The sequence below is a fragment of the Enterovibrio makurazakiensis genome (assembly GCF_050336585.1).
GTDB lineage: Bacteria > Pseudomonadota > Gammaproteobacteria > Enterobacterales > Vibrionaceae > Enterovibrio > Enterovibrio gelatinilyticus.
Map to the genome: position 1 here is coordinate 336,217 of NZ_JAKJSE010000004.1, position 25,828 is coordinate 362,044.

The following is a 25,828-nucleotide window of genomic DNA, read 5'->3' on the forward strand; positions in this document are numbered from 1 at the left end:
AACAGTATGATTTTTATTTTTATTTTTATTTCTATTTTTACTTTTGTGTTATTAGATTTTGCAGTTTATGCCGTTTGTTTTTCGTTAGTATATTGTGAATACTCGGAGTAGGTATGCCTGCCATTTTTTTGTTGAGTAACTTGATTGATCACTACACCATCGATTGATATTTTGTGCTTTGTGAAAAGAGACATCGTGTGTTTATAGACTGACTTGCTAGTACTATTGGCTTTAAGGACTAGCAATATACCTTTTGTGAATTTACCAATGATAAATGCATCTTTAACTGGCAAGATTGGTGGAGTGTCGAATATGATTCGGTCGTATTCTTTAGACAGTTCATAAAGTAAATTTTCAAATGGTTTGCTACTTAATAGTTCTTGTGGGTTTGCTACTAGCATACCTGCCGAAAGTAGATCAAGGTTAGTTCCCTCAATTGGCTTTATGCAATCATTAGATGATGTGTTCATTACAAGAATGTTTGTTAGGCCAGGAAGGCTTTTTGGAAAGCCAAAACGTAAACCTACAGAAGGCTTTCTCAAGTCGCAATCTATCAATAACACCTTTTCAATGCTTGCGAATGATTGAGCGAGATTTATTGCAGTTGTAGTTTTCCCTTCACCTGGTACAGATGATGAAATAGCGAGATACTTTCTTTCTGCCTTGGGCATACTTAGAAGAATAGAGGTGCGTATAGAGTCGACAGACTCCTGGAATGCCGCGAATTTACTGTTGTTGAATAAGGATGCGTCAATCGGACTTCTCCTGTATTCGCGAGCTTTTACCAGAGGAATCGTGCCGGTAGGTAGTAGGCCCAACTTATTTTCAAAGTCTCGTGCTGAGACCACTGTGTTATTAAAGGCATCAATGACTACTATTAAAAGAGCTGCGAACACCAAGCTAGCAATTAAGGTAAAAGTAACTATAAGTTTTCGATTAGGCTTATATGGTGCCTCAGGAAATAGTGCATGGTCGCTGAATCGTGCGTTTGCTGCACTAAAATCACTGGTAGCTGATGTTTCTTTCTGACGCGCCAAGAACATGTCATAGAGTTTAGCGTTGCTCTCTACCTCTCGTTTTAATGCATCATATTCACTTTTTACAACACTTAGAGATTGAAATTCTTGTTTTTTACTTGTTAACTCTTTCTTTAGCAATTGTTCTTGCTCTTTCGCACTCGATAATTCCTTCTCAACACCATTTATTAACTTGAAGACTAAGCTATTTGCTCTATGTTGAATTGAGGCCAAGCGAGCGTTTGCCTGAATCATTTTGTCGTGTTTCGGGCCATAGCGTTTAGAATGTTGACTCACTTCTTTTTCCGCCTCCGATTCTGCCAATCGAATATCACGGATTTGTGGGTGGTTGGAAATTAGCGCATTGGCGCTCAGCGAGGCAATGTCTGTATCTGCACTGTTTTTCAATTCATTGTATAGAGCCTGGGTCTTGGTTCTTCTATCCGTGGCTTCTGCTATGCGATTGGTAAGATTTTCCAGTTCATTGCTTGTTAGAGCGACAATGCCGCTATCATCAATTAGTTTCTGTTGTTGTAAGAATTCAAGCAACGACTGTTCTGAACTTCTTAGGTTTTGCTTTAGATCGTCTAGGCGTTCGTTCAGCCAACTATTTGCTCTATCTGTTGCAATAAGTTTGGACTCTAAATTGTTTTCAATGAATGCGTAACCGACAGCATTGGCAACATCTACAGCTAGTTGGGGATCTTGTGAGTCAAAAGAAATTTTAACCAACTGAGTTTTTCTGATGGGAGATATTGTTAATTTTGATTTGAATCTCTTCAATACTCTCAGGTTTATGGCTTCATTTTTCTTTTCGATATCTACAGGCTCAAGCTCTTTTGAAGAGAACAGCGAACCAAATACAGTGTTCGAGTGTAGCCAACCATTGATCTGTCCAGTATAGCTAGGATGTTTAGGTTCAATCACTGAAGGGTTAAACTCTGCAACTTGGTCAAGATGCAACTTTTTAATTACCCGCTGCGCTACTTGGTTTGACTTCAAAATCTCGAATTGGGTGAGATAGTATTCGTTGGCACGCGAATCTATACCCACAACCTCCTCGATTGATATCGCTTTAGCCTGTTGTGATTCAATAAGCAGTGTTGCAGTCGCTCGGTATGTGGGTGTAATAGAAAGCGCAACAAGTACTGATATGACTGTACATAGCATCGTAAATAACGAAATAGAGAACCAGCGCTTTTTGATTAGGTGAATATAATATCCAATATCAATCAGTTGGTCTTGTTGTATTGTATTTTCACTGGGGAAGGCAGACATTATTCATTCCATTATTAATATGTCGTACTAAGCGATGTGCTCAAAAGTAGATTGAAACTATTGTGCTAATTTATTAGAAAATAAGTTTAAAAAAGATAAGCTATAATACTCACACCAGAGGGACTATTTCGCCAAGCTAGTTGGGATGATATGCTTCATCTTAGAAAAAGCTCTGTTCGATAACAATGATGTCTCCAGGAGAAATCATGTGAGAAAGGCTCACCTGATTTTGAGGAACATCTTTATCTTCTCGAGTTATATAGATTTTCTTTCTGGCTGCTCTCTCCGTAAAACCTCCCGCAAGAGCAATCGCTTTATCTACGGTGAGACCAGGTTGGTACTCATAGCCACCAGGTTTTTTAATTTCACCGTTTACAAAGATACTCCTGAATCCAACGATACCGACACGAATTTTGGGAGAGACTAAATAATCTCCTTTAAGTCCTGTGATGATTTCTGCCTTGAGTTGCTCAGTCGTTTTTCCAATTGCTATTAATTGGCCGAGATAGGGGTAGTCAAATTCTCCACTGCTATCGATATATAATTCATCAATCGTTAATTCCTCTTCTCCATATACTACGATTTGTATTTTGTCACCTGCGCCAATTGTGTAGTCGTTACTACTTGCGAAGGCACTGAAAGGAAAAGCGAGGATAAATGTGAACGTGATAAGTAATCGATAGATATGTGTCATGTGAACAGTAGCCCTTTCAATAATCAGAAGATCAAGTTAGTACCGAGATACCAAATATTTTGGCTGTATCGGTTTGTTTCAATCGACGAGTCGTTGTCTTCATAACGCCAACCTAATCTTATTTCAGTGTCTTCTCTGAACTCATAACCGAGGTTGAAAGAGGCCGCAATCAGATCGTCTTCTCTTGTGCTTTGTGAATAATCATCGTCGATGCTGTTCAATGCCAAATCGCTGTATACGTTTGTTAGCCAGAAGTGCTTCCAACTCGCGCCAAAACTCGTCTGATTAATAAAGTTGTTGCCTTGATCGGGGTCGATAGCACTTTGTGCAGCGGAAATGGAGATCGTTGAATAGGTTAGTGGTTCCCAGGTTAAATCTAAGTCCCAACTGAAACCGTTAAAGTCTTCTCTGGTTTCATCTTCATAGTTCTTGTCTTGTATACCTAATCTTAGCTTTCCGGTTGTCTTTCCGGTAATGTCCCATTTCGCACCGACTAAATAGTAGGCATCGAGATTATTCTGTGATTGACCATTGTTAGGGTCGCCGAGTTTATATTGACGGTCAGCCAAGTCCACTTCGACCAGTAGGTCGGTGGCCGGAAATACTTTGTAGTAGAAGGCAAGTGAGCCCGCCACTTCATCGTAATCTTTGAATCTTGTGCTGAGTAAGACAAATCCAGCGGCCGTGAGGTCTCGGTAGTTCTCGTATACCTTGTTTTCGTATCTAAGGTTTGATTCAATGCGACCGGTTGAATCTTCGGCACCATATACGTGGGTTACGTTTGCATTGTGTAGGGCGTATCTTACTGGCTCTGTTGCGATTGTGGTTAGCTCATCACCAGCTAAGATCCCTGTCCCTCTGGCTTCGTGAGATTTCTCATAGGTGTAATTTATGCCAAACCCACTTCGTTGGCTTACTTGTATGAAGTTATTAGTGGTTAGTGTGTGGTCAAGGAAATCATCTTCGTCACTGTCAAAATAAGTCCCGGAAGCCAATAGGTAGGCAATTTGATACTCGTTGCCATTTCGGTCTGATTCAAACATGATTCCAGGTTTGACAATCAAAGCGTTTGACGATTCTGGGTCTTCCGAAGATGAGTATCGACCAACGTTGTCGTTGTGCTCTAGATATGCATTAAAAAGAGGAGTGACCTTGATACCGGATTCAGTCGAAAATCCATTATCTTCGTTTGCAATTGCTAAACTGCTGGAACTCAATAACGCCACAGTGATCAGTGTTTTCTTAGGGCAATTCATTACTATTCCTTTAGTAGGCAGTCTTTCCGGTAAAGCCTTTAAATATGGTTTTAAATATAATTTTTAGGTCGAGCCATGTTGACCATGACTGAATGTATTTGAGGTCAAACTCGACACGCTTCTGCATTTTTTCTAGCGTATCCGTTTCACCTCGATAGCCGTTGACTTGAGCTAGACCTGTAATTCCTGGCTTTACTTTGTGTCTTAGCATGTAGCGGTCGACGATCGTTCGATATTCTTCATTGTGAGCAACCGCATGAGGGCGAGGTCCAACGATAGACATACGACCTTGTAGTACATTGAAAAACTGAGGAAGCTCATCCAAAGATGTTTTACGGATAAATGCACCAAAAGGGGTAATTCTCGGGTCTCCTTTCGTTGCTTGTTTAACGACGCTTCCATTATCCATGGTGCTCATAGAGCGAAACTTCCAAACTTTGATAGGGCGTCCATCCAGCCCGTATCTTAGTTGCTTAAAAATAACTGGCCCTGGTGATGAAAGTTTCACGCCAAGCGCAACAGTTAAAAGTACAGGGCTGATTAGTAAAATAATCAAAAACGCTAATACAATATCTTGTGTTCTTTTAAACCAACCGTCAGTTCCATAGAAAGGGGTGTCATGAATACTGATAGTCGGTATGTTTCCGATCGCACTTATACGAGATTGAATTAAGTTATAAACAAAGAAATCAGGGATCAGGTAGGTGTTTGCTGTCGTGTCCGAAAATGCATCGAGATATTTTGTAATTCGTTCATTTGCTTTTAATGGCATTGAAATGTAGATGTGTTGAATGACTCCCTTTTTTGCCATTTCGAGTGCAGAGACCACATTTCCTTTAAAAGGAGCTGGTAAGTCTTTGACATTTAAGCGATTCATTTCTCTGTCATCATAGAACCCGACAACTTTAATGCCTAGCTCTGGGTTATTTTTTATTTCGTTTGCTAACCGTATGCCGTTCTCTGTAACGCCTACGATTATTGCTTCTTTCCGGTTATAACCGTAATCACGTAGTTTTCTAAGAGTCTGTTTTGCGATGAAGCGCCATGTGATTAATAGTATGGGTGTTGCAATTAACCAAGATCCTGTTACGACTCTAGAATAACTTGTGCTCGTTTTTGTGAAGAATGCAATTGCGATAAGGAAGGTGATAGTAAGCAACCATGCTTTACTAATACTCAGTGCTTCATCTTTGAATCTGTAAACTCGCCAGGAGCGATAGAGATCATTTTTTTCTGCAATCAGTAAATATACCAATATTGAGTACGTTGTTAGTAATGCGCTATTTCTGTCGAAGTGACCAATATAGGTGGTCGAGATAAAGTAAAGAGCTAGACAGATAATTATGCAGTCAATAGCTCTGTAGAACACGTGTAGAGCACCATAGTTACTGTGCAATTTTAGAGTTGTATCCATTTTCTTCTATCCTTAGATAAAGTAACTATGGCTGTTTGCACGATTTTTCTACGCTACCGCCCTTGAGTGTCGTTCCCAAAATACGATTCATGCAGGTAATATTGATAGTTTTGCTAATAACGTGGCGTGGATTGCTTATTTATCGGAGCGACACGAACGGCGGAATCTTAACATTGAGATATTGTTCTTTTGTATGGATATTAAGTTTCAAATAGGACAATAAATAAATCCTACGTGAGACCACACATCTGTATGTAAATATGTTGTTTGTTAATAATTAATTTGCGGCGGGGGTTTGTTTAGTAGGGCGTTATTTGATGTCTGGAATTGAAGTGTGTGAACAAGCCCTCATGAAAAGTTGAGAATGTCGCAACTTGCATCTGTTATTTGGTGGTGCCAAACAGCCTGATCATTTTTCGACCAGAGAGGCCCTCTTGTTCTCCTCTTGGGTGAGGTTACGACACATGCTATGTCTTATTCTACGTCGATGGTGCTTCGAGATAGGCAAAGGAAAGTGTTACTCATTGCGTCTGTTAGTTCCTCAATCTTGTATTTTGAAGCTATTGAGGTCTTGGTTTTTTACAAGCGAGTGGGTGTCAAGGATTGGGGTACATGAGTAGGAGAGTCTGATATACCCAAGTATCACAATCCTGCATCTATGGTTTTTGGGTATAAAAAAAGAGCCGTCTGAGTTGTCTCAGCGGCTCTATTTCAATGAAAGCAAATTCTACTTACTTTTGGGCATAAGCTTCGTTGTGTACTGCCGCTACTGCGCGACCTGAAGGGTCTGCTGCATTTTTGAAGCTCTCATCCCACTCGATGGCTTTCGCGCTTGAACAAGCGATTGACGGGCCACCAGGTACACATTCCGCAGCACTTGGAAGTGGGAACAACTCTTCAAAGATTTCACGGTATGCGTAACCTTCTTTCGTAGTTGGTGTGTTGTAAGGGAAACGGAACTGTGCAGTTTCCATCTGTTGATCAGTCACTTTTTCTTCTGCGACGGCTTTCAACGTATCAATCCAGTTGTAGCCAACGCCGTCTGAGAACTGCTCTTTTTGGCGCCATGCGATAGAAGCAGGCAGGTAGTGTTCGAAACACTCGCGCAAAATGTGTTTTTCCATTTTGCCGTTACCACACATCTTATCTTCTGGGTTCAAGCGCATTGCAACATCGATAAACTCTTTATCGAGGAAAGGTACGCGACCTTCTACACCCCATGCCGCCAGCGATTTGTTTGCACGTGCACAGTCAAACATGTTCAATGCGAGTAGTTTACGAACGGTTTCTTCGTGGAACTCCTTCGCGTTTGGCGCTTTGTGGAAGTACAAGTAGCCGCCAAAGATTTCATCAGCACCTTCGCCAGACAGTACCATCTTAATGCCCATCGCTTTGATCTTACGGCCCATCAAGTACATTGGCGTTGATGCGCGAATGGTGGTGACGTCGTAAGTTTCGATGTGGTAAATCACATCACGAATAGCATCCAAACCTTCTTGGATGGTGTATGTCATCTCGTGGTGAACTGTGCCAATTTGGTCTGCCACTTCACGCGCAGCTTTCAAATCAGGCGCACCTTCGAGGCCAACGGCAAATGAGTGCAGTTGAGGCCACCAAGCTTCTGATTGACCATCGTCTTCGACGCGCATTGCAGCATAACGTTTTGCAACTGCTGAAGTGATTGATGAGTCCAAACCACCCGATAGCAAAACACCATAAGGCACGTCAGTCATTAACTGGCGCTTCACCGCGTCTTCTAGTGCTTTCGTAAGATCTTCTTTACTGGTGGAGTTGCCTTGAACTGCCGCGTATTCGTTCCAGTCGCGAACGTAGTAACGGTGTGGTTCAGCATCGCCAGAGCATAGGTAAGAACCTGGAGGAAACTCACTGATGGTTTTGCACACTGGCACGAGTGCTTTCATTTCTGATGCTACATAAAAGTTTCCGTGCTCATCGTGACCTTGGTACAGCGGAATAATACCAATGTGGTCGCGACCAACGAGGTAGGTGTCTTTCTCTTCATCGTAAAGAACGAAAGCGAAAATACCGTTTAGTTCTTCTAGAAGGTCTGCACCCATATCTTGGTATAGCGCGAGAATAACTTCACAATCGGAATCGGTTTGAAAGTCATACTTGCCTTCGTAGCGAGCACGAATTTCTTTGTGGTTGTAGATTTCGCCGTTAACCGCGAGGATGTGTTTTTTATCTGGGCTGTAAAGCGGTTGAGCACCACTGTTCAAGCCAACAATCGCAAGACGCTCATGCGCAAGAATTGCGTTGTCTGAAGAGTAAATACCTGACCAGTCAGGGCCACGGTGGCGCAGTTTTTTAGACATTTCTAGCGCAGACTGACGAAGCGCGGTTGCATCTGACTTAATATCCAGAATGCCAAATACAGAACACATAAATCCCTCTCTTACTTCCCTTTACGACGGTGTGTGCGTCATTAAAATTTCTGTTGCCTCCAATTTGCCAATTTGAAGGAAAAAAGCAACCAGTTATGGAGAAAAAAATAACAAACTCGACATGTGTTTTAATCTCATTCACCAAATTGGAGGTTTTGGTGAATGAAATGTTGTTGCTGGTTGTTTATTGACCAGCTTTCGAGGGCGAATTATTAAAACCCTTTGGATAACTAAAGCAATTGATCTTTCACGTGACGAGCAAAACCGGACCCTGCTTCGTTATAGATGTTGTAGGCTTCATTTACGCCTAGCGCCTTAAGCTGTTCGAGTTCATCGACATACTTGGCAATGGCGGCCACTTTACCTTCAAAGCCCATTTGGTTGATTTGTTCCATTGCAATCGTATTCGCTTGGCTGTTTGGCATCGCAAGTAAGATGAGCTCAATGTGGCGTGAAGATGTCACACGAGACCAAAAATCAGGATCCGTTGCATCGCCGTGAATGACATTCCGATTGTTGGCACAATGACTTGCAACAGACTCTTCACGCGTTTCTATCCCAAGCACTTTCGATGGGATGTCCTTGGCGATCTCGTCATACGCGCCGCTTCCGATCCGTCCCATGCCGAGAATCAGCACCGACGCGTCACCTAGGTCGATTAACTGATCGTTATGGTGGATTCGTTCAGGTGAAGGGTCGCTAAAACGTGAAGACATTGTCGAATAAATTTTGTGGCTGAACGTATTTAGTGGCGCAGAAAGCACAAAAGAAAGGGATACGGCAATGGCGATCGCCACCAAAATGTTCCCAGGCATGATGCCCATTTGATAAGCAATGCCCCCGACAATCAAACCAAATTCACTGTAATTAAAAAGGGTTAAGGACGCGAATAGCGAGGTGCGAACACGAAACTTGAAGCCATTGAAGATAACGTAGTAGAGCAGACCTTTCAGGGGCAACAATACTAGCAGTAATAGGGCTATCATTAGCCCTTGCAACGTTGGCTGCTCAGATAAACCGATATTGAGGAAGAAACAAACAAGAAAGAGTTCTTTTAAGTTAAACAGCGATTTAGCCATTTCAGATGCACGGGAGTGTCCCGCCATCATCATCCCAAGAATCAACGCGCCGAGATCTGCTTTCATTCCTACTGCATCAAAGAAACCTGCCCCTACTACCAGTGCGAGGAATATGGCGTAGAGCACCAACACTTCTCCGTGGTCGACGCGATCTAGTAGTTTGAAAAGGAGAGGGCGTAGTAATGGAAGCGCAAACAAAAGAAGGGCTTCGATGCCCGGTATTTTACCGGATGCTACCGTCATAAAGATAACAGCGAAGATATCTTGCATGATGAGAATGCCGATAGCGAGTGTGCCGTAGGTAGCATTCATTTCACCTTTTTCTTGCAGTGCTTTAATCGCAAAAACCGTACTGGAGAAAGAGAGTGCAAAGGCAATAAGTACGATGTCATTGGTGGCAAGATCGGAAAATGCGGAAAGACCAAGCGCCTTAAAGCCTAATAAGCAGACAGAAAATAGAGCGGTTGTCAGCACATTATGCAGTGAAGCGCCAAGCCAGATCTCTTTATTAAGCAGAGATTTAACATCAAGTTTTAAGCCAATACAAAAGAGAAGCAGTGTGACGCCCAAATCGGCCAGTGATTGGATTAATGGTGTGGATGTGAATCCCACAGCATGCAAGACAAAGCCCGCAATCAAAAAACCGACGAGCGGAGGCATATGACAGCGAAGCATGAGTAAACCGCTGACAAATGCGACGGCTATGATGACGAGATCCATAAGTTTGGTAGTTTCCTTGCGTATAAATGCCGCTTTAAAGCAGTTGCTGAGTGAGAGCAACGGTTTTATTAAAAGAAATAGAGGAAATTCTTAAGATTATGATAAAACAAAGGCAACACAGTTAACCAGTGTTGCCTTTGCAGTTAGACACTAAGCGGATACAAATTGTGTAACAGGCTTAGTCTTCTAGAAGCTTTTGAAGCAAAAGACCATTTAGCATTGCGCGTTTAACAAGGGCAAACGCGCCGAGCGTTGGTGTCGATGATAAACCAGCAGCGACTATTGGAAGCTGTTGATGGAATGCACGCAATGACTGATTCTCTACGCAGCGCTGAATCGCGGGGAATACCACGCTCTTCGCTTCAGTTATCTCACCTGAAATGACCACTTGTTGTGGATTGAACAGGTTGATAGTCATCGCAATGGCTTTACCTAGGTGATTGCCTACCTTGACCAAGACTTGGCGTGCTAGTTCATCACCAGCGACAGCAGCACGACAGATATCAGACACATCAAGGTCTTTTTTGCCTTGCAGCATACTTTCGTGGCCCTGAGCCAGCAGTTGCTGTGCGTGTTCAATGATAGCGGGGTTGGAGGCCACGGTTTCTAAGCAGCCAAAGTTACCGCATTGGCATTTTTTCCCGAGTGGATCAATCTGAATGTGACCGATTTCGCCCACGTTGCGGTTATAACCGAGAAACACCTGACCATTGACGATAATACCAGCGCCAGCACCGTTATGAACGCTCACGAGTAGCGTGTCATAGTAATTTTTACTAACCCCGAAATAATGTTCAGCTAATGCTTGGCCTCGGGTGTCATTCCCGATGTAACACTGCACACCAAACTCATCGCGAATTAAGTCGCTGAGAGGCAATTTGTCGATAGCAATATGTGGCATGTATTCAACAATGCCGCTTTCTGCATCGACAAGGCCAGGAAGGGAAATAGCGACAGCAATCAGTTCTTTGACAAAGTCTTGCTGTGTTGCGAGGAAGGTGTGAAGGTGGTAGAGAAGACCTTCAATCAGCGTTTCTTGATTTGGGTACAGGAATGGTTCTTCATGTTCGGCAAGCACTTTTCCTGACAAGTCGAACAGCGTGATCTCGATGCGTTCACGTCCAAGACGGACTGCTAAAGAGTGGAAAGGGGCGCATTCGGTGGTCAACGAAATAGCTCGTCGACCTCCGGTGGACGCTTGTTGCGCGACCTCTTTGATTAAGCCGCGCTCAAGCAACTGGCGGGTGATTTTGGTAACACTTGCTGGGGCAAGACTACTTACGTCAGCAATTTGGATTCGAGAAATCGGACCTTGTTGGTCGATGAGTCGATAAACGGCGGCACCGTTTAACTGTTTAACCAGATCTACGTTACCAATTTGTCCGCCTGTCATAAATGTCCTAATTCAATGTGTATTCGCCGTTAACTACAGTCGCTTTGACATTGAAATCGCGATCAAACACGGTCAGGTTAGCGACATATCCATTCTTGATAGCCCCTAGCTTGTCATCCATACCGATTGCACGTGCTGGATACAAGGTTGCCATGCGGACCACTTCATCCAAAGCGATGCCTACATGTTCGACAGAGTTCTGTACTGCTTCAATCATGGTCAATGCCGAACCGCCAAGTGTGCCATTCTCATCAACACACTTACCATCACGGTAATATACTTTCTTGCCTACAAAAATAAAGTGATCCATGTCTGCTCCTGCTGGCGCTGCTGCGTCAGTTACAAGAATCAGTTTCTCACCTTTCAATTTTTGAGCAATTCGCACGTTTGCATAGTCAACATGAAAACCGTCAACAATAACGCCTGTGTATACTTCAGGGGTGTCGTAAATCGCACCCACCATGCCTGGCTCGCGACCAGCAATGGGTGTCATTGCGTTAAACAGATGTGTTGCGAACGTAATACCGGCTTTGAAGCCTGCACGTGCTTCAACATAGCTCGCGTTCGTGTGACCAGCGGAAACAACGATACCTGCATCTGCCAATTGGCGAATGTGTGCAGCCGGTGTTAGCTCGGGCGCTAGGGTCACTTTGGTCACAACATCAGCATTTTCGGTGATGAAATCGATCATCGCATCGTCTGAACGACGGATGAAATCAACACTGTGAATGCCTTTCTTAGCGACGTTGAGGTATGGACCTTCTAGGTGCAGACCTAACGCTTGATGTTGGTATTGTTCTTGATAATCGCGAATTGCACTGACAGATGCCTTCATGTCTTCATCAGAAGACGTGATCAATGTAGGCAGAAAACTGGTGCAGCCAGATTTTAGATTCGCTAAATGCATAGTGCGGATCGTATCTGCAGTCACTTCATCGTTGAACATAACACCGCCACAACCATTAAGCTGTAGGTCGATGAAGCCAGGGCTTAGGTAAGCGCCGTCTAAAGAACGGGTTTCAATGCCTTCTGGCAATTCCTTTTCTGGACAAACGTTCTGGATCAAGCCGTCATTCACGATGACAGCATGATTATCCAGCACTTCGCTACCAGTAAAAATTCGGCAGTTAGTCAGTGCGTACATGAATGTTTCCTTACCTTAAAGGTTTTTGATGTTTTCAGCTTCTAGCTCTTGGAAGTACTTAACCGTCTTCACTTTCAGCTCAGCAGTCGAAGGTTCGTCACAAACCATCAGTGCTTTAGGGTGCAATTGAAGCGCAGACACTGTCCATAGGTGATTCACCGAACCTTCAACCGCAGCTTGCAGAGCCAAAGCTTTGTTGTGGCCAGTGATCAGAATCATCACTTCTTGAGCGTCAAGCAATGTACCAACACCAATCGTCAATGCATGTTTTGGCACTTGATTGATATCGTTATCAAAGAAACGAGAGTTAGCAATTCGAGTGTCTTCAGTCAAGGTTTTGATACGAGTACGTGAAGAAAGTGACGATGCTGGTTCATTGAATGCAATGTGACCATCGTTGCCAATACCACCCATGAACAGGTTGATCTTGCCGTACGATTTAATTTTATCTTCGTAGCGCTGGCATTCAGCTTCGTGATTATCAGTGTTGCCGTTCAGCAAGTTGATGTTTTCTTCTTTAATATCAATGTGATTGAAGAAGTTGTTGTACATGAAGCTACGGTAAGATTCTGGGTGGTCAGCAGGGATGCCACAGTACTCATCCATGTTGAACGTCACAACGTTTTTGAAGCTTACTTCGCCTTGCTTATGAAGGTTAATCAGTTGTTTATACGTGTTCAGAGGGGTGCCACCAGTCGGCAAACCCAGAACAAACGGACGATCTTCGGTTGGAGCGAATTTGTTAATAGTATCAACAATATGGCGTGCTGACCAAAAGCCTACTTCATGTGCGGTTTGTAATGGGATAAGTCTCACGGTACACCTCTTAATTAATTCAAATTCAGACTATACAGCATAGTGGTTCTGTATCTTAGTTTTCATCATAAAATAAGTTTTATGAGGGCGCTAGCAAAAAACAGGATTACGTATCGTTTTGAGTGACAAAAATCACAATTGCACCTGTTTTAATTTGCGGGGCGAAATTAATGGAATAAACTCCACCTGACTCACATTGGATAGTAAAAAAAGTCCCATGTTGTCATTACAACTCTGAGAAAGAACCACTATAGGGGGAACACAGGTGAATATTCTCGGTTATTTCCAAAAAGTAGGTAAGGCGTTGATGGTACCAGTTGCCACTCTTCCTGCCGCTGCAATTCTAATGGGTGTTGGTTACTTCATTGACCCGAATGGTTGGGGCGCAAACAGCGTTCTAGCTGCATTCTTGATCAAAGCGGGTGCCGCAATCATTGATAACATGTCTTGGCTGTTTGCTGTAGGTGTTGCCTACGGTATGTCTAAAGACAAAGATGGCGCTGCTGCTCTTGCAGGTCTAGTGGGTATGTACGTTGTTACAACGCTACTGTCTCCAGGTGCTGTTGCTCAAATCCAAAACATTGATCCAAGTGCTGTTCCAGCGGCTTTCGGTAAGATCCAGAACCAATTCGTTGGTATCTTGGTCGGTATCATGTCTGCAGAACTGTACAACCGTTTCTCTCACGTAGAACTGCACAAAGCATTGGCGTTCTTCTCGGGTAAACGTCTGGTTCCAATCGTTACCTCATTTGCTGCAATCATTGTATCTTTCATCCTGATGTACGTATGGCCAACTGTTTACGGTGGTCTAGTTAACTTCGGTGAAGGCATCCAAGGTATGGGCGAATTGGGTGCAGGTATCTACGCATTCTTTAACCGTCTTCTTATCCCTGTTGGTCTGCACCACGCTCTGAACTCAGTATTCTGGTTCGACGTTGCAGGCATTAACGATATTCCTAACTTCCTGGGTGGCGCTAAGTCTCTAGCTGAAGGTACTGCAACTGTTGGTGTAACAGGTATGTACCAAGCGGGCTTCTTCCCAATCATGATGTTCGGTCTACCAGGTGCAGCGCTAGCTATCTACCACACTGCTAAGCCTGAGAACAAAGAGAAAGTAGCATCTATTATGATCGCTGCTGGTTTCGCATCGTTCTTCACTGGTGTAACTGAACCACTAGAATTCTCGTTCATGTTCCTAGCACCAGGTCTGTACGTATTGCACGCATTGTTGACGGGTATCTCTGTATACATCGCAGCATCTATGCAGTGGATTGCAGGCTTCGGCTTCTCAGCAGGTCTTGTTGACATGTTCTTGTCAACGCGTAACCCACTTGCTGTTAACTGGTACATGCTTATTGTTCAAGGTTTCGTGTTTGCAGGTATCTACTACGCTGTGTTCCGTACCGCGATCGTTAAGTTCAACCTGAAAACTCCTGGCCGTGAAGATCTTGATGAAGACGCACCGTCAAACGGCGTTGAAGGTTCTAAAGAGACCGGTATTCTGGCTCGCCAATACTTGAAAGCGCTAGGTGGTCATGACAACCTAACGACTATCGATGCATGTATTACTCGTCTTCGCCTGACTGTTAAAGACGGCGCTCAGATTGATGAGAAAACACTGAAAGCACTAGGTGCGATGGGTGTTGTTAAATTGGGTACAAATAACCTGCAGGTTATTCTGGGTCCATTGGCAGAAATCGTAGCTGGCGAAATGAAAAAAGTTGGCACGACTGAAGATTTGTCTGAAATCAAACTGCCATAATTAAGAAATACTGACTAAATAGTCAATATAGCCGGCCCTTAGCGGGGTCGGCTTTTTTTGGGCCAAATTTGGCCAAATTCGTAGGGTAAATAGAAATGAAAAAGACATTTAAGATGGGAATCTTATCTGTAGCGGTTGCTGCAGGTCTTGCAGGTTGTGGTGCTTTGCCTTCAGGTGCAGCACAACAGGCAACTGTGGATGCATTAGCGGCTCAATTGGACATCAGCTACGCAGTTGAAACCAATCATGGTGCTCAAGAAGGCTTAACCTGTCAGGATATGGGTGCAGAGTGGGCATCTTGTAACAAGGTTACAATGACCATTGTTAACGACGGCGACGCTGTTACTGCTAATGATTGGAAAATCTATCTGCACAGCATCCGTGTGTTTTTGGATGTAGCAAACGAAGACTTCACCATCGAACATTTGACCGGTGATCTTTATGTTCTGACTCCAACATCATCTTTTGATGGTTTCGCAGCAGGCGAAACGGTTGAAATTCCCCTGATTGCAGAATACTGGCAGTTGTTTGAAACTGACTTTATGCCGCGTGCCTATGTGGTTGCTGGTGACGCAACACCAAAGACGATTGCATCGCTAGATACTGAAAACGTTGATGCATTTGTGGCTGAAATTGATGGCAACAAATGGAAGCGTACCCCTGAAGACAATAACATCCTAGCGACAGCAGCCTCCCGCTTTGCGAAAAACAGCGACGTTGCTCAGCTGTCTGATGGTGCTATTGAAGCTTCTATCATTCCAACGCCTCTAAAAACTAAACAAATGCGTGGCGCTTTACATGTTGCTGCGGGTTTTGCATTGAACAACACGGCATTGAATGATGAGCAGTTAGCAGCATTTGAAGATCGTGCAGCGCTGCTGGGTGTGAACGTGGAAGGCGACATCGACCTTAACGTGAACCTAGATGCTAATGCATTTAGCGGCGAAGAAGCGGTGTCTGGCGCTTACAAGCTAGCTGTAAATGCTGCTGGCGTCGAGATTGTTGGTTATGACAGCGTGGGTGCGTTCTACGGCCTGCAATCTTTGCTTGCACTGATGGATAAAGACGACAGCGGTATGCTGCCGTGGGTTGCTATTGAAGATGCCCCTCGTTTTGAATACCGCGGTGTGATGGTTGATGTGGCGCGTAACTTCCATTCGAAAGAAGCCATGCTGCGCACTATCGATCAAATGGCGGCATACAAGCTGAATAAACTTCACCTTCACCTTACCGATGATGAGGGTTGGCGCTTAGAGATCCCTGGTCTTCCGGAACTGACTGACGTGGGTGCAAACCGTTGTCACGATCTGTCTGAAACCTCTTGTTTGTTGCCGCAACTGGGTTCTGGCCCGACAACAGATAATTTTGGTTCGGGTTTCTTCTCGAAAGCGGATTACTTAGAAATTCTGCATCATGCAAAAGCGCGTGGTATCGAAGTGATCCCTGAAATCGATATGCCAGCTCACTCACGTGCCGCTGTTGTTTCGATGGAAGCGCGTTACACCAAATATGCCGCTCAAGGCGATCTGATGAAAGCAGAAGAGTTCCGTTTGATGGATCCATTGGATACATCGAACGTGACGACTGTTCAGTTCTACGATAAGCGTAGCTTCATCAACCCATGCATGGATTCGTCTCTGAACTTTGTGGACAAAGTGATTACAGAAGTGAAAGCCATGCACGCGGAAGCAGGTATGCCGCTATCAACGTGGCACTTTGGCGGTGATGAAGCGAAAAACATTAAGCTGAATGCCGGCTTCCAAGATCTTAATGCAGCAGAGCCTGTTTCATGGAAAGGTAACATTGACCTTAGCCAGCAACATAAGCCATTTGCGAAATCACCTGTTTGTCAAAAAGCGATTGCTGACGGTGTAGCTGCTGATTTCGGTCATCTACCAAGCTACTTTGCAGAGCAAGTGAGTGAAGTAGTCGCTAAGCATGGCATTGAAAACTTCCAAGCTTGGCAAGATGGCCTGAAATACTCTAAAGATGCTTCAGCATTTGAAACAGACAACGTGCGTGTGAATTTCTGGGACGTTCTTTACTGGGGCGGCGACGCATCAGCGTATGAGTGGGCAAATAAAGGGTATGACGTGATTGTGTCTAACCCAGACTACGTCTACATGGACATGCCATATGAAGTGGATCCAAAAGAGCGCGGCTACTACTGGGCAACGCGTGCAACGGATACACGCAAGATGTTTGGCTTTGCACCTGAGAACTTGCCTCAGAACGCGGAAACCTCTGTAGACCGTGATGGTAACGGCTTCAATGGTAAAGGCACTGTTGAGTCTAAAGGTATCCACGGTCTGTCAGCACAGCTTTGGAGTGAAACCGTTCGTACCGATGAACAGTATGAGTTCATGGTATTCCCTCGTGTGATTGCAGCAGCAGAGCGCGCATGGCACAAGGCGGATTGGGAACTTGATTATCAAGTCGGTAAAGCGTTTAACCTTGAAACTAGCTACGTGAACAAAGACGCTCAGCTACAAGACTGGACGCGTTTTGCGAATGTGATGGGTCAACGTGAGATGGTGAAACTGGACGCAGCGGGTATTCAATACCGTATTCCTGTTCCTGGTGCGGTGATTGAAGCAGGTAAACTGCACATGAACATCAGCATGCCAGGTCTGCCACTTCAGTACTCTGTTGATGGCGGTCAATCATGGATTGACTACTCTTCGCCGGTGGAACTGTCTGACTCGAAGAATGTGAAAGTACGTGCATTGAGTGCTGACAAGCAACGTGAAGGTCGTTCAGTGTCTCTATAACGACACTCAAAGACTCAGAAGCCCGCTATATGCGGGCTTTTTTTTCGTCTCGACGTTCTGTTGTGGTTGAGTAAATAGCCGTGATCGTGGATCATTGGCGTAATTTCAGGTAGTTCTTCCTACGAGGTATTTTTTGATGAGTGAGTCTGAGGCTCGTCCAACCAACTTTATCCGTCAAATCATTGATAAAGATTTGGCTGGTGGTGTTCACACAACAGTTCATACGCGTTTCCCACCGGAGCCGAATGGTTACCTTCACATTGGTCACGCAAAGTCGATCTGTTTGAATTTTGGTATTGCTAAAGACTACCAGGGTCAATGTAACCTGCGTTTCGACGATACTAACCCAGAAAAAGAAGACATCGAATTTGTTGAATCTATCAAAAGCGATGTGAACTGGTTGGGTTTTGATTGGAGCGGCGAAGTTTGTTATTCGTCTGGTTACTTCGATCGTCTGCACGGTTACGCGGTTGAATTGATTGAGAAAGGTTTGGCTTATGTTGAAGAGCTAAGCCCAGATGAAATCCGTGAATACCGCGGTACGCTAACAGCGCCAGGTAAGCATAGCCCTTACCGTGACCGTACTGTGGAAGAGAACTTAGCACTGTTCGACAAGATGAAGAACGGTGAGTTCGCAGAAGGTAAAGCGTGTCTGCGTGCGAAAATTGATATGGCTTCGCCATTCATGGTGATGCGTGATCCGGTATTGTATCGTGTACGTTTCGCACACCATCACCAAACGGGTGATAAATGGTGTATTTACCCAATGTACGACTTCACGCACTGTATCTCTGATGCGATAGAAGGCATTACACATAGCCTGTGTACGTTGGAGTTCCAAGATAACCGTCGTCTTTACGATTGGGTATTGGATAACATCACCATTGAGTGCCAACCACGTCAGTATGAGTTCAGTCGCCTGAATCTTGAATACACAGTGATGTCTAAGCGTAAGTTGAGTCAGCTTGTGAGCGAGAACTTGGTAAACGGTTGGGATGACCCACGTATGCCTACGATTTCTGGCTTGCGTCGCCGCGGTTATACGCCTGCTGCGATTCGTGAATTCTGTAAGCGCATTGGTGTGACTAAGCAAGAAAACACGATTGAAATGAGCTCACTAGAGTCATGTATTCGTGATGACTTGAATGAAAATGCGCCGCGCGCGATGGCAGTTCTAGATCCAATCAAATTGGTGATTGAGAACTTTGACGGTGACATTGAGCATTTGTCTGCACCGAATCATCCAAACAAACCAGAGATGGGTGAGCGTAGTATTCCGTTTAGCCGTGAGATCTGGATTGAAGCGGAAGATTTCCGTGAAGAAGCGAACAAGAAGTACAAGCGCCTAGTGCTAGGTAAAGAAGTACGCCTGCGTAATGCTTACTTTGTGAAAGCTGAGCGTTGTGACAAAGATGCTGATGGTAAAGTAACAACGGTTTACTGCACTTACGATCCTGAAACCTTGGGTAAAGACCCAGCAGACGGCCGTAAAGCGAAAGGCGTTATTCACTGGGTATCTGCGGATGCGGGTGTACCTGCTGAAATTCGTTTGTACGATCGTTTGTTTACATTGCCGAACCCTGGCGCTGCCGATGATTTCGCAGCAACCATTAACCCTGAATCACTGACAGTAGTTCAAGGTTATGTTGAGCCAAGCCTAAAAGCAGCAGTTGCCGAGCAAGGTTACCAGTTTGAGCGTATGGGGTATTTCTGTGTTGATCGTAAAGACAGCACTGACGATGCGCTGGTATTTAACCGTACCGTAGGTCTTCGTGACACGTGGGCAAAAATTGACGGGTAATTAAGTCCCGTAAACAAAAACCGGAGCAGATGCTCCGGTTTTTTTATGTCTATCGTTCAGTGACAAACGACTGAAACGGTATTGTTGAGACTATCTAGCGTCATGAAGGCTATCGTCTGTCTTGCAATCACCTTCGATACAGTGTCCGTAGAGGTACAAACTGTGGTTGGTGAGGCGAACGTTATATCGAGTCGCGATTTCTTTCTGACGTGTTTCAATCACATCATCAGTAAATTCAATTACTTTACCACAATCTAGACAAACCAAGTGGTCGTGGTGATGCTGTGTCGCAAGTTCAAAGACTGACTTACCACCTTCAAAGTGGTGGCGCGTGACAATGCCTGCATCATCGAATTGGTTTAAGACACGATAAACGGTCGCAAGGCCAATTTCCTCACCAATATCGATGAGTTTCTTATACAAGTCTTCGGCGCTGATGTGCTGACAGTCCGGTTGTTGCAGGACTTCTAGGATTTTTAGTCGAGGCAACGTGACTTTCAGTCCTGCGTCTTTCAGTGCCTTGTTATTATCTGACATCCGGTTCTTCCTACGTAATTGCTTTTCCCTGTGTATTTATGAGAACGGGAAAAATTGTTTGTTAGCGTAACAAATGTGGTACGGCCTCGCTAGTGCATGTCGATAAATAACTGACCTAATTGGTTGGTTTTGCGGCTTGTTGTTCGGAAACAAAAATGGCACGATAAACTGGTTAGACCAGAAAGGGAATTACTGTGTACAAATACTATAAACCAGGGATCGTTAAATTTGCTCTCAACTGCTGGCCGCCGTTTTGGGGCGCAGGGATTAAGATCATCGAAATCAGTGATGACTTTCGTTTTGTTCGTATCCGATTAAAACTACGCTGGTGGAATAAGAACGCAAACCGTACCCAGTATGGCGGCAGCATTTTTTCCATGACAGATCCTACTTATGCTTTGATGTTGATGGGGATACTCGGTGAGAGGTACTTTGTTTGGGACAAAGAAGCCGATATCAATTTCATTAAGCCTGGCGCTTCTGATTTGTTTGCTGAGTTTGTGATCCCAGAAGAAACGATCACGTCGATCCAGCGTGCAACGGCAAATGGCGACAAGGTGTTCCCCGAATTTGTCGTCAATGTGTTAGATGCAAATGGGGAAGTGGTGAGCCGAGTAAGGCGAGTTCTATACGTGCGTAAGAAGCCCAAATATCGTGATAAGCCAGAGGTACAGTCATAAAAAAACGCGCCATCGGGCGCGTTTTTCTGCTGATTGGAAAGATTAACCTTCCAATTCTGCCAAACACATTTCTTCATGGATTTGTTTAACCCATGTTTCAACACGTTGCGCAGTCAGCTCTGGTTGGCGGTCTTCATCGACACACAAACCGACGAAGTGGTTGTCATCAACCAAGGCTTTTGAAGCTTCAAATTCATAGCCTTCAGTTGGCCAATGACCAATGATAGTGCCACCCTTCGTTTCAACGATGTCACGAATGGTGCCCATCGCATCACAGAAATACTCTGCGTAGTCTTCCTGATCACCACAACCAAAGACGGCAACGAGTTTGGTTGAGAAATCAACTTGCTCAAGCTCTGGGAAGAAATCATCCCAGTCACACTGTGCTTCACCGTAATACCAAGTTGGGATACCGAGTAATAGCAGATCGAAGTTGTCGATGTCTTCTTTGCTGCTTTTTGCAATATCCTGAACATGGACCAGTTGTTTGCCCAGTTGTTTTTGAATCATCTTGGCGATAGCTTCAGTGTTACCTGTATCGCTGCCAAAGAAGAGACCTACGCTCGCCATAATAGAGAATACCTGTTTTCTGTTAGTCGAGATGCAATATACACATCTCACATTCTAAAGTGTAGAAGAAGGGGAAGCCTTCTTGCTGCTAACGGTAAAGCCCAAGCAATCAGCCTATGCCTGCACCTTCCCAGAATAACTGGATCACGCCTTTGGTAATAAAACCGGCGCATCCTAAGAAAAGTACCAGCCAAACTATACGTCGGCCAAATGGTGGTACGTTTCCTTCGTTTAATACGTCCTTAATTGCCATGCCGATGAAAAAGAAGATAGCTGCAAAAAGCAGATCAAGCCCTATCTTTTCGAGCAATTCAAAGTGCTCGTACAGCATTTCCCTCTCCTTTCGGAAACTATTTCGTGGCGCACTATATCACAACTCAGATGCGTCTGTTAACGCTCTGACTTTGTTAAAAAGCGAGTGATCACACGCGCTACTGCGTCAGGTTTTTCTGCATGTAACCAGTGGCCAGTATTGGCAATAACGTGCGCTTTTGCCTGCGGAAATTGGCGTTCTATTTCTTCGCGGTGTGCTGCTGAAATATAGTCAGAGTCTGCACCTTTCAAAAAGAGAGTGTCACCATGGTAGTGACCACTGGCTGGCCACCCAGTGATATCGTCATAGTTTCTTTCCAAAGCATCGACATTAAAGCGCCATTCAAATTCGCCATTGTCTTGCTTAGCTAGTGATTTCAGCAAGAACTGTCTCACGCCTGGCTCTAGGATATGATCCGAAAGGATCGCTTCCGCTGCTTTTCTGCTGGTGATTGGCGAGCGCATAGATGCATTCAAACCCGCGAGTACGGCATCATGTCGGCGTTCTTGATAGGCCACTGGCGCGATATCCATGACAACTAATTGATCTGTCATCTCAGGGTGAGAGATCGCGAGCATCATGGCGACTTTCCCGCCCATTGAATGACCGACGACAGAAGCGCGGTCAAGCCCTTGTTGCGTCATAAAGTCTTTGACTGCATTTGCTTGCGAAACATAGTCGACGCTCTGTGAGCGAGGGGATTGGCCATGGTTCGGCAGGTCAACTTGATAGACTGTGTAATGCTCGGCCAAAACGCGAGCAAGACCGCCCAGATTGTCCAAGCTACCAAAAAGTCCATGGATCAAGAGCAAAGGTCTTCCTTCCCCTTGGATCTTGTAGTTTAAAAACACCGTTGTTTTCTCTCAATATGAATCGTTTGCCGTAGAGTATACCTTTCTAACTCTGTATAATCGCCCTGTTGAATTGTAATTAGGACACGATGATCAAACGATGAAGACAATTGAGGTTGATGAAGAGCTATACCGGTACATTGCCAGCCAAACACATCACATTGGTGAAAGTGCATCGGATATCCTGCGCCGCTTATTGATGGCACCGCAGATGGATCAACAACCCGTTGCGACTTTGACTCCCGCGAATAAGCCTAAGGGAATTGTTGTCAGCAAAGATGCGGGAAAACAAGACTCTGTGGATCGCGTGAAAGAAATGCGTTCATTGTTGATCTCTGACGAGTTTGCCGCGCAAGAAAGAGCGATTGGCCGCTTTATGTTGGTTCTATCAGCACTTTATCGTATTGACGGACAAGGATTTGCAGAAGCAACTGCATTGAAAGGCCGCACGCGAGTTTACTTTGCTGATAATGAGCAAACGCTTCTTGAAAGTGGTAAAACCACCAAGCCTAAGCATATTCCGACCACGCCTTTTTGGGTGATCACCAATACGAATACCGGTCGTAAGCGCCAGATGGTTGAGCAGCTGATGACTAAAATGGGTTTTGCGAGCGACATTACAGAAAAAGTCGTTGGTGAGATCTAAATATCGCACTTAGTACCAGTAACATACTGATTGTGAATAGTTAAGATTAAATAGAGGCTCTGTCATTGACGAGCCTTTTTGTATTTTTAGAATTTAGATTTCCGGAAAGGATGCGAACACATGGCGAGCTTCGAACGTGCAGGGCAACGTGCCCAGCAACAAGATCTGCATAATATTCCTCTACTGGTGTCGAACTATTTCCAGTTGACGCCAGATCCAACTAACTCAGCGCACAACGTTGAGTTTGGTACGTCTGGTCATCGCGGAAGCGCAGACAAATCTACGTTTAACCAACATCATATTCTTGCTATCGCCCAAGCGATTGCCGATGTGCGTTCAGAGCAAGGGTTCACTGGCCCACTGTTTGTTGGTAAAGACACGCATGCCTTGTCTGAGCCTGCGTTTTGCTCTGTGGTAGAAGTACTGATTGCCAATGGCGTGAGTGTTGTCGCTCAAGAGCACGGTGGCTATACGCCTACTCCGGGTATTTCGTACGCCATTTTGGAACACAACAAAGCCAATGCGCATCAAGCGGATGGTATTGTTATCACGCCGTCGCACAACCCTCCTCAGGACGGTGGTATTAAGTACAACCCTCCGCATGGTGGACCTGCTGAAGGTGAGTTGACGAAAGCTATCGAGCAACGCGCAAACGCATATATTGCAGCAGGTCTTGAGGGCATTCGCCGAGTTAGCTATCACGATGCTACCTCAAGTGCATTGTTTGTTGAGGCCGATCTCGTGATGCCTTATGTGCGCGAATTGGGTCAGGTTGTTGATATTGAAGCGATCAAAAAAGCAAACCTTCATATTGGTGTGGATCCGCTAGGTGGTTCAGGTATTGATTACTGGAAAGCGATCGCTGCTTACTATGATCTAGATATCACCCTTGTTAACGATGATATCGATCCCTCGTTTCGTTTTATGTCGCTAGATAAAGACGGTGTGATCCGCATGGACTGTTCATCGCCATCTGCGATGGCGGGTCTATTGGCCTACAAAGATCAGTATGATCTGGCATTTGGCAACGACCCAGATTTCGACCGCCACGGTATTGTGACGCCATCAGGCCTGATGAACCCAAACCATTACCTTGCTGTTTGCATCGACTATCTCTATCAGCATCGTCCTCAGTGGAACGAAGGTGTTGGTGTGGGCAAAACCTTGGTATCGAGTGCCATCATCGACAAAGTGGTTGAGAGCCTAGGTCGCAAACTGTGTGAAGTACCCGTTGGCTTCAAATGGTTTGTTGATGGCTTGTACAGTGGCGAGTTGGGCTTCGGCGGTGAAGAAAGCGCAGGTGCTTCTTTCCTTCGTATGGATGGTACGCCATGGTCAACTGACAAAGATGGTATTCTTCTTTGTCTGCTTGCTGCGGAAATTACGGCAGTAACGGGTAAAAACCCTCAGCAGTACTACGACGAGTTGGCAGCGAAATTTGGTGCGTCTTGCTATGCACGTATTCAAGCACCGGCAAACACTCAGCAAAAAGCGGTGTTGAGCAAACTGTCTTCAGAGATGGTGACTGCAGAAACATTAGCGGGTGATGTGATCACTGCGAAACTTACTCACGCTTCTGGAAATGGTCAAGCGATCGGTGGGCTGAAAGTGGTGACTGCATACGGTTGGTTTGCGGCACGTCCATCCGGTACTGAAGACATCTATAAGATTTACTGCGAGAGCTTTAAAGGTGAAGAGCATCTTTGCCAGATCCAAGATGAAGCGCAGAAAATCGTGAGCGATGTGTTTAAAGCTGCTGGACTATAAGTTTAAGCCATTAAACCGTTAGGACTTAATGATAAGAGCCACCGATTGCCGGTGGCTTTTTTAATGGCAGTTTGGCCAAGATTCGGGAACCACAAACCAGCGTTTACCATTTTCATCGATGATGTGCTGAGCGCGAACGAGAGGAAGCTCGAGTGCAAACGGTTCGAGTTCATCGAATCGAGGGGCTTCCAGCCATTGGTGACGTTGTAAGTGGTAAAAACGTAAGTCTTCAGGGAGTTGGCTAGGCCAGCACCAATATCCAGAGACCGATTCAGCAGTGACTGAAGGAAATGGGATTTCAGGCTCTAGGATGAACGGATTGGTGTATAGACGTCCTTGCATCAATAATTTTCTATGCTTGATCGGCAGCTCAGGGTACTGAGTTTGATAGGCTTCAGATTCCGAAAGTTGCAGTTGCTGGTGCGCCATTTTTTCATATTTCTTTGCTAGCGTGTCTTTTGCATTGGGCCCGTGCCAATCAGTGGCAAATGCTAAGTAGAACTTGATAGCGACCTCCCAATGCTCTAGCTCTCCAGCTGGATTTTTCACTACAAAGTCAATGGCTCCCAGTGTTCGACCATCTTTGGTGACTTGGATTTCTTCAGTGACGAGTTGGTACTTAGGGTGAGATTCAATACATTGGCTTACCAGCCATTGATAATAAAAGCCGATGCGATGCCCACCTGTATAGCCAGGCCAGATTGCGGGTACTACATCAGACCAAAAATCGTCATCAAATGAATGGGAAGATATTTGCACTATTGGCGGTGCGCTGGATATCCATTCTATGTCTCGGGTGACTTGTGCTTCATCGGCAAACATCACGAGTTTCCATAAGGTATTGACTGTGTGTGAATAAACAGCTTATCGGAATGTCGGTTCACCTGCACGTCAATGGTAGGTAGAATGGCCAAA

Annotated in this window: 20 protein-coding genes; 6 read left to right on the forward strand and 14 right to left on the reverse strand. The window is 44.8% G+C overall.

Annotation, left to right across the window (positions count from 1 at the left end; all coding sequences use genetic code 11):
* Positions 1-65: 65 nt before the first annotated feature.
* The 9 genes from L4D06_RS01600 to nagB all read right to left on the reverse strand — a co-directional run bounded on the left by L4D06_RS01600 (position 66) and on the right by nagB (position 13,215).
* Positions 66-2,294: a GumC family protein gene (locus L4D06_RS01600; RefSeq protein ID WP_429737650.1), complete on the reverse strand. Its 2,229-nt coding sequence runs from the start codon at positions 2,292-2,294 to the stop codon at positions 66-68.
* 160 nt (positions 2,295-2,454) lie between these two features.
* Complete coding sequence (locus L4D06_RS01605; protein ID WP_429737651.1) at positions 2,455-2,988, reverse strand: polysaccharide biosynthesis/export family protein; 534 nt, start codon at positions 2,986-2,988, stop codon at positions 2,455-2,457.
* Positions 2,989-3,011: 23 nt separating this feature from the next.
* Entirely contained in the window at positions 3,012-4,244 is a 1,233-nt protein-coding gene (locus L4D06_RS01610; protein ID WP_429737652.1) for an outer membrane beta-barrel protein, read from the reverse strand.
* 10 nt (positions 4,245-4,254) lie between these two features.
* Positions 4,255-5,658 (reverse strand): undecaprenyl-phosphate glucose phosphotransferase, encoded by a 1,404-nt coding sequence (locus L4D06_RS01615; RefSeq protein ID WP_429737653.1) that lies wholly within the window; start codon positions 5,656-5,658, stop codon positions 4,255-4,257.
* 731 nt (positions 5,659-6,389) lie between these two features.
* Positions 6,390-8,063, reverse strand: a complete 1,674-nt coding sequence (gene asnB, locus L4D06_RS01620; RefSeq protein ID WP_429737654.1) for an asparagine synthase B — start codon at positions 8,061-8,063, stop codon at positions 6,390-6,392.
* Between the two features lie 230 nt (positions 8,064-8,293).
* Positions 8,294-9,862 (reverse strand): cation:proton antiporter domain-containing protein, encoded by a 1,569-nt coding sequence (locus tag L4D06_RS01625; RefSeq protein WP_429737655.1) that lies wholly within the window; start codon positions 9,860-9,862, stop codon positions 8,294-8,296.
* 178 nt (positions 9,863-10,040) lie between these two features.
* On the reverse strand, positions 10,041-11,255 hold the full coding sequence (nagC, locus tag L4D06_RS01630) for a DNA-binding transcriptional regulator NagC (RefSeq protein WP_274163829.1): 1,215 nt from the start codon (positions 11,253-11,255) through the stop codon (positions 10,041-10,043).
* A gap of 7 nt (positions 11,256-11,262) precedes the next feature.
* Positions 11,263-12,399 carry an N-acetylglucosamine-6-phosphate deacetylase gene (nagA, locus tag L4D06_RS01635; protein ID WP_274163828.1) on the reverse strand — a complete coding sequence of 379 codons (1,137 nt, stop codon included), beginning with the start codon at positions 12,397-12,399 and terminating at the stop codon, positions 11,263-11,265.
* A 15-nt stretch (positions 12,400-12,414) separates the two neighbouring features.
* Positions 12,415-13,215 (reverse strand): glucosamine-6-phosphate deaminase, encoded by an 801-nt coding sequence (gene nagB, locus L4D06_RS01640; RefSeq protein ID WP_274163827.1) that lies wholly within the window; start codon positions 13,213-13,215, stop codon positions 12,415-12,417.
* Positions 13,216-13,480: 265 nt separating this feature from the next.
* Between nagB and nagE the strand changes: the two genes are divergently transcribed.
* From nagE to glnS, 3 genes are all read left to right on the forward strand, one after another.
* Positions 13,481-14,977 carry an N-acetylglucosamine-specific PTS transporter subunit IIBC gene (nagE, locus tag L4D06_RS01645; RefSeq protein ID WP_274163826.1) on the forward strand — a complete coding sequence of 499 codons (1,497 nt, stop codon included), beginning with the start codon at positions 13,481-13,483 and terminating at the stop codon, positions 14,975-14,977.
* A gap of 95 nt (positions 14,978-15,072) precedes the next feature.
* The gene (locus tag L4D06_RS01650; protein ID WP_429737656.1) at positions 15,073-17,748 is read left to right on the forward strand and encodes a beta-N-acetylhexosaminidase; all 2,676 of its coding nucleotides are present in this window, start codon (positions 15,073-15,075) and stop codon (positions 17,746-17,748) included.
* A 136-nt stretch (positions 17,749-17,884) separates the two neighbouring features.
* Positions 17,885-19,549 carry a glutamine--tRNA ligase gene (gene glnS, locus L4D06_RS01655; RefSeq protein ID WP_274163824.1) on the forward strand — a complete coding sequence of 555 codons (1,665 nt, stop codon included), beginning with the start codon at positions 17,885-17,887 and terminating at the stop codon, positions 19,547-19,549.
* A gap of 90 nt (positions 19,550-19,639) precedes the next feature.
* Here glnS and fur read toward each other — a convergent pair whose 3' ends face one another.
* Positions 19,640-20,086, reverse strand: a complete 447-nt coding sequence (gene fur, locus L4D06_RS01660; RefSeq protein ID WP_274163823.1) for a ferric iron uptake transcriptional regulator — start codon at positions 20,084-20,086, stop codon at positions 19,640-19,642.
* Positions 20,087-20,280: 194 nt separating this feature from the next.
* Between fur and L4D06_RS01665 the strand changes: the two genes are divergently transcribed.
* Positions 20,281-20,766: a DUF4442 domain-containing protein gene (locus L4D06_RS01665; RefSeq protein WP_274163822.1), complete on the forward strand. Its 486-nt coding sequence runs from the start codon at positions 20,281-20,283 to the stop codon at positions 20,764-20,766.
* A 42-nt stretch (positions 20,767-20,808) separates the two neighbouring features.
* Here the strand turns inward: L4D06_RS01665 and fldA are convergent, their stop codons facing one another.
* The 3 genes from fldA to L4D06_RS01680 all read right to left on the reverse strand — a co-directional run bounded on the left by fldA (position 20,809) and on the right by L4D06_RS01680 (position 22,500).
* The gene (gene fldA, locus L4D06_RS01670; RefSeq protein WP_274163821.1) at positions 20,809-21,336 is read right to left on the reverse strand and encodes a flavodoxin FldA; all 528 of its coding nucleotides are present in this window, start codon (positions 21,334-21,336) and stop codon (positions 20,809-20,811) included.
* A 109-nt stretch (positions 21,337-21,445) separates the two neighbouring features.
* Complete coding sequence (locus L4D06_RS01675) at positions 21,446-21,667, reverse strand: DUF2788 domain-containing protein (RefSeq protein WP_274163820.1); 222 nt, start codon at positions 21,665-21,667, stop codon at positions 21,446-21,448.
* 59 nt (positions 21,668-21,726) lie between these two features.
* Positions 21,727-22,500 carry an alpha/beta fold hydrolase gene (locus tag L4D06_RS01680; RefSeq protein WP_429737657.1) on the reverse strand — a complete coding sequence of 258 codons (774 nt, stop codon included), beginning with the start codon at positions 22,498-22,500 and terminating at the stop codon, positions 21,727-21,729.
* 100 nt (positions 22,501-22,600) lie between these two features.
* On the opposite strand from L4D06_RS01680, the gene seqA reads away from it, so the two are divergent.
* A complete protein-coding gene (gene seqA, locus L4D06_RS01685; RefSeq protein WP_274163818.1) occupies positions 22,601-23,146 on the forward strand; it encodes a replication initiation negative regulator SeqA in 546 nt (181 codons plus the stop codon).
* Between the two features lie 120 nt (positions 23,147-23,266).
* Positions 23,267-24,913 carry a phosphoglucomutase (alpha-D-glucose-1,6-bisphosphate-dependent) gene (gene pgm / locus L4D06_RS01690; protein ID WP_429737658.1) on the forward strand — a complete coding sequence of 549 codons (1,647 nt, stop codon included), beginning with the start codon at positions 23,267-23,269 and terminating at the stop codon, positions 24,911-24,913.
* 60 nt (positions 24,914-24,973) lie between these two features.
* On the opposite strand, the gene L4D06_RS01695 is transcribed toward pgm, so the two are convergent.
* Positions 24,974-25,735, reverse strand: coding sequence for a DUF1853 family protein (locus L4D06_RS01695; RefSeq protein WP_429737659.1), 762 nt, complete (start codon positions 25,733-25,735; stop codon positions 24,974-24,976).
* Positions 25,736-25,828: the final 93 nt, after the last annotated feature.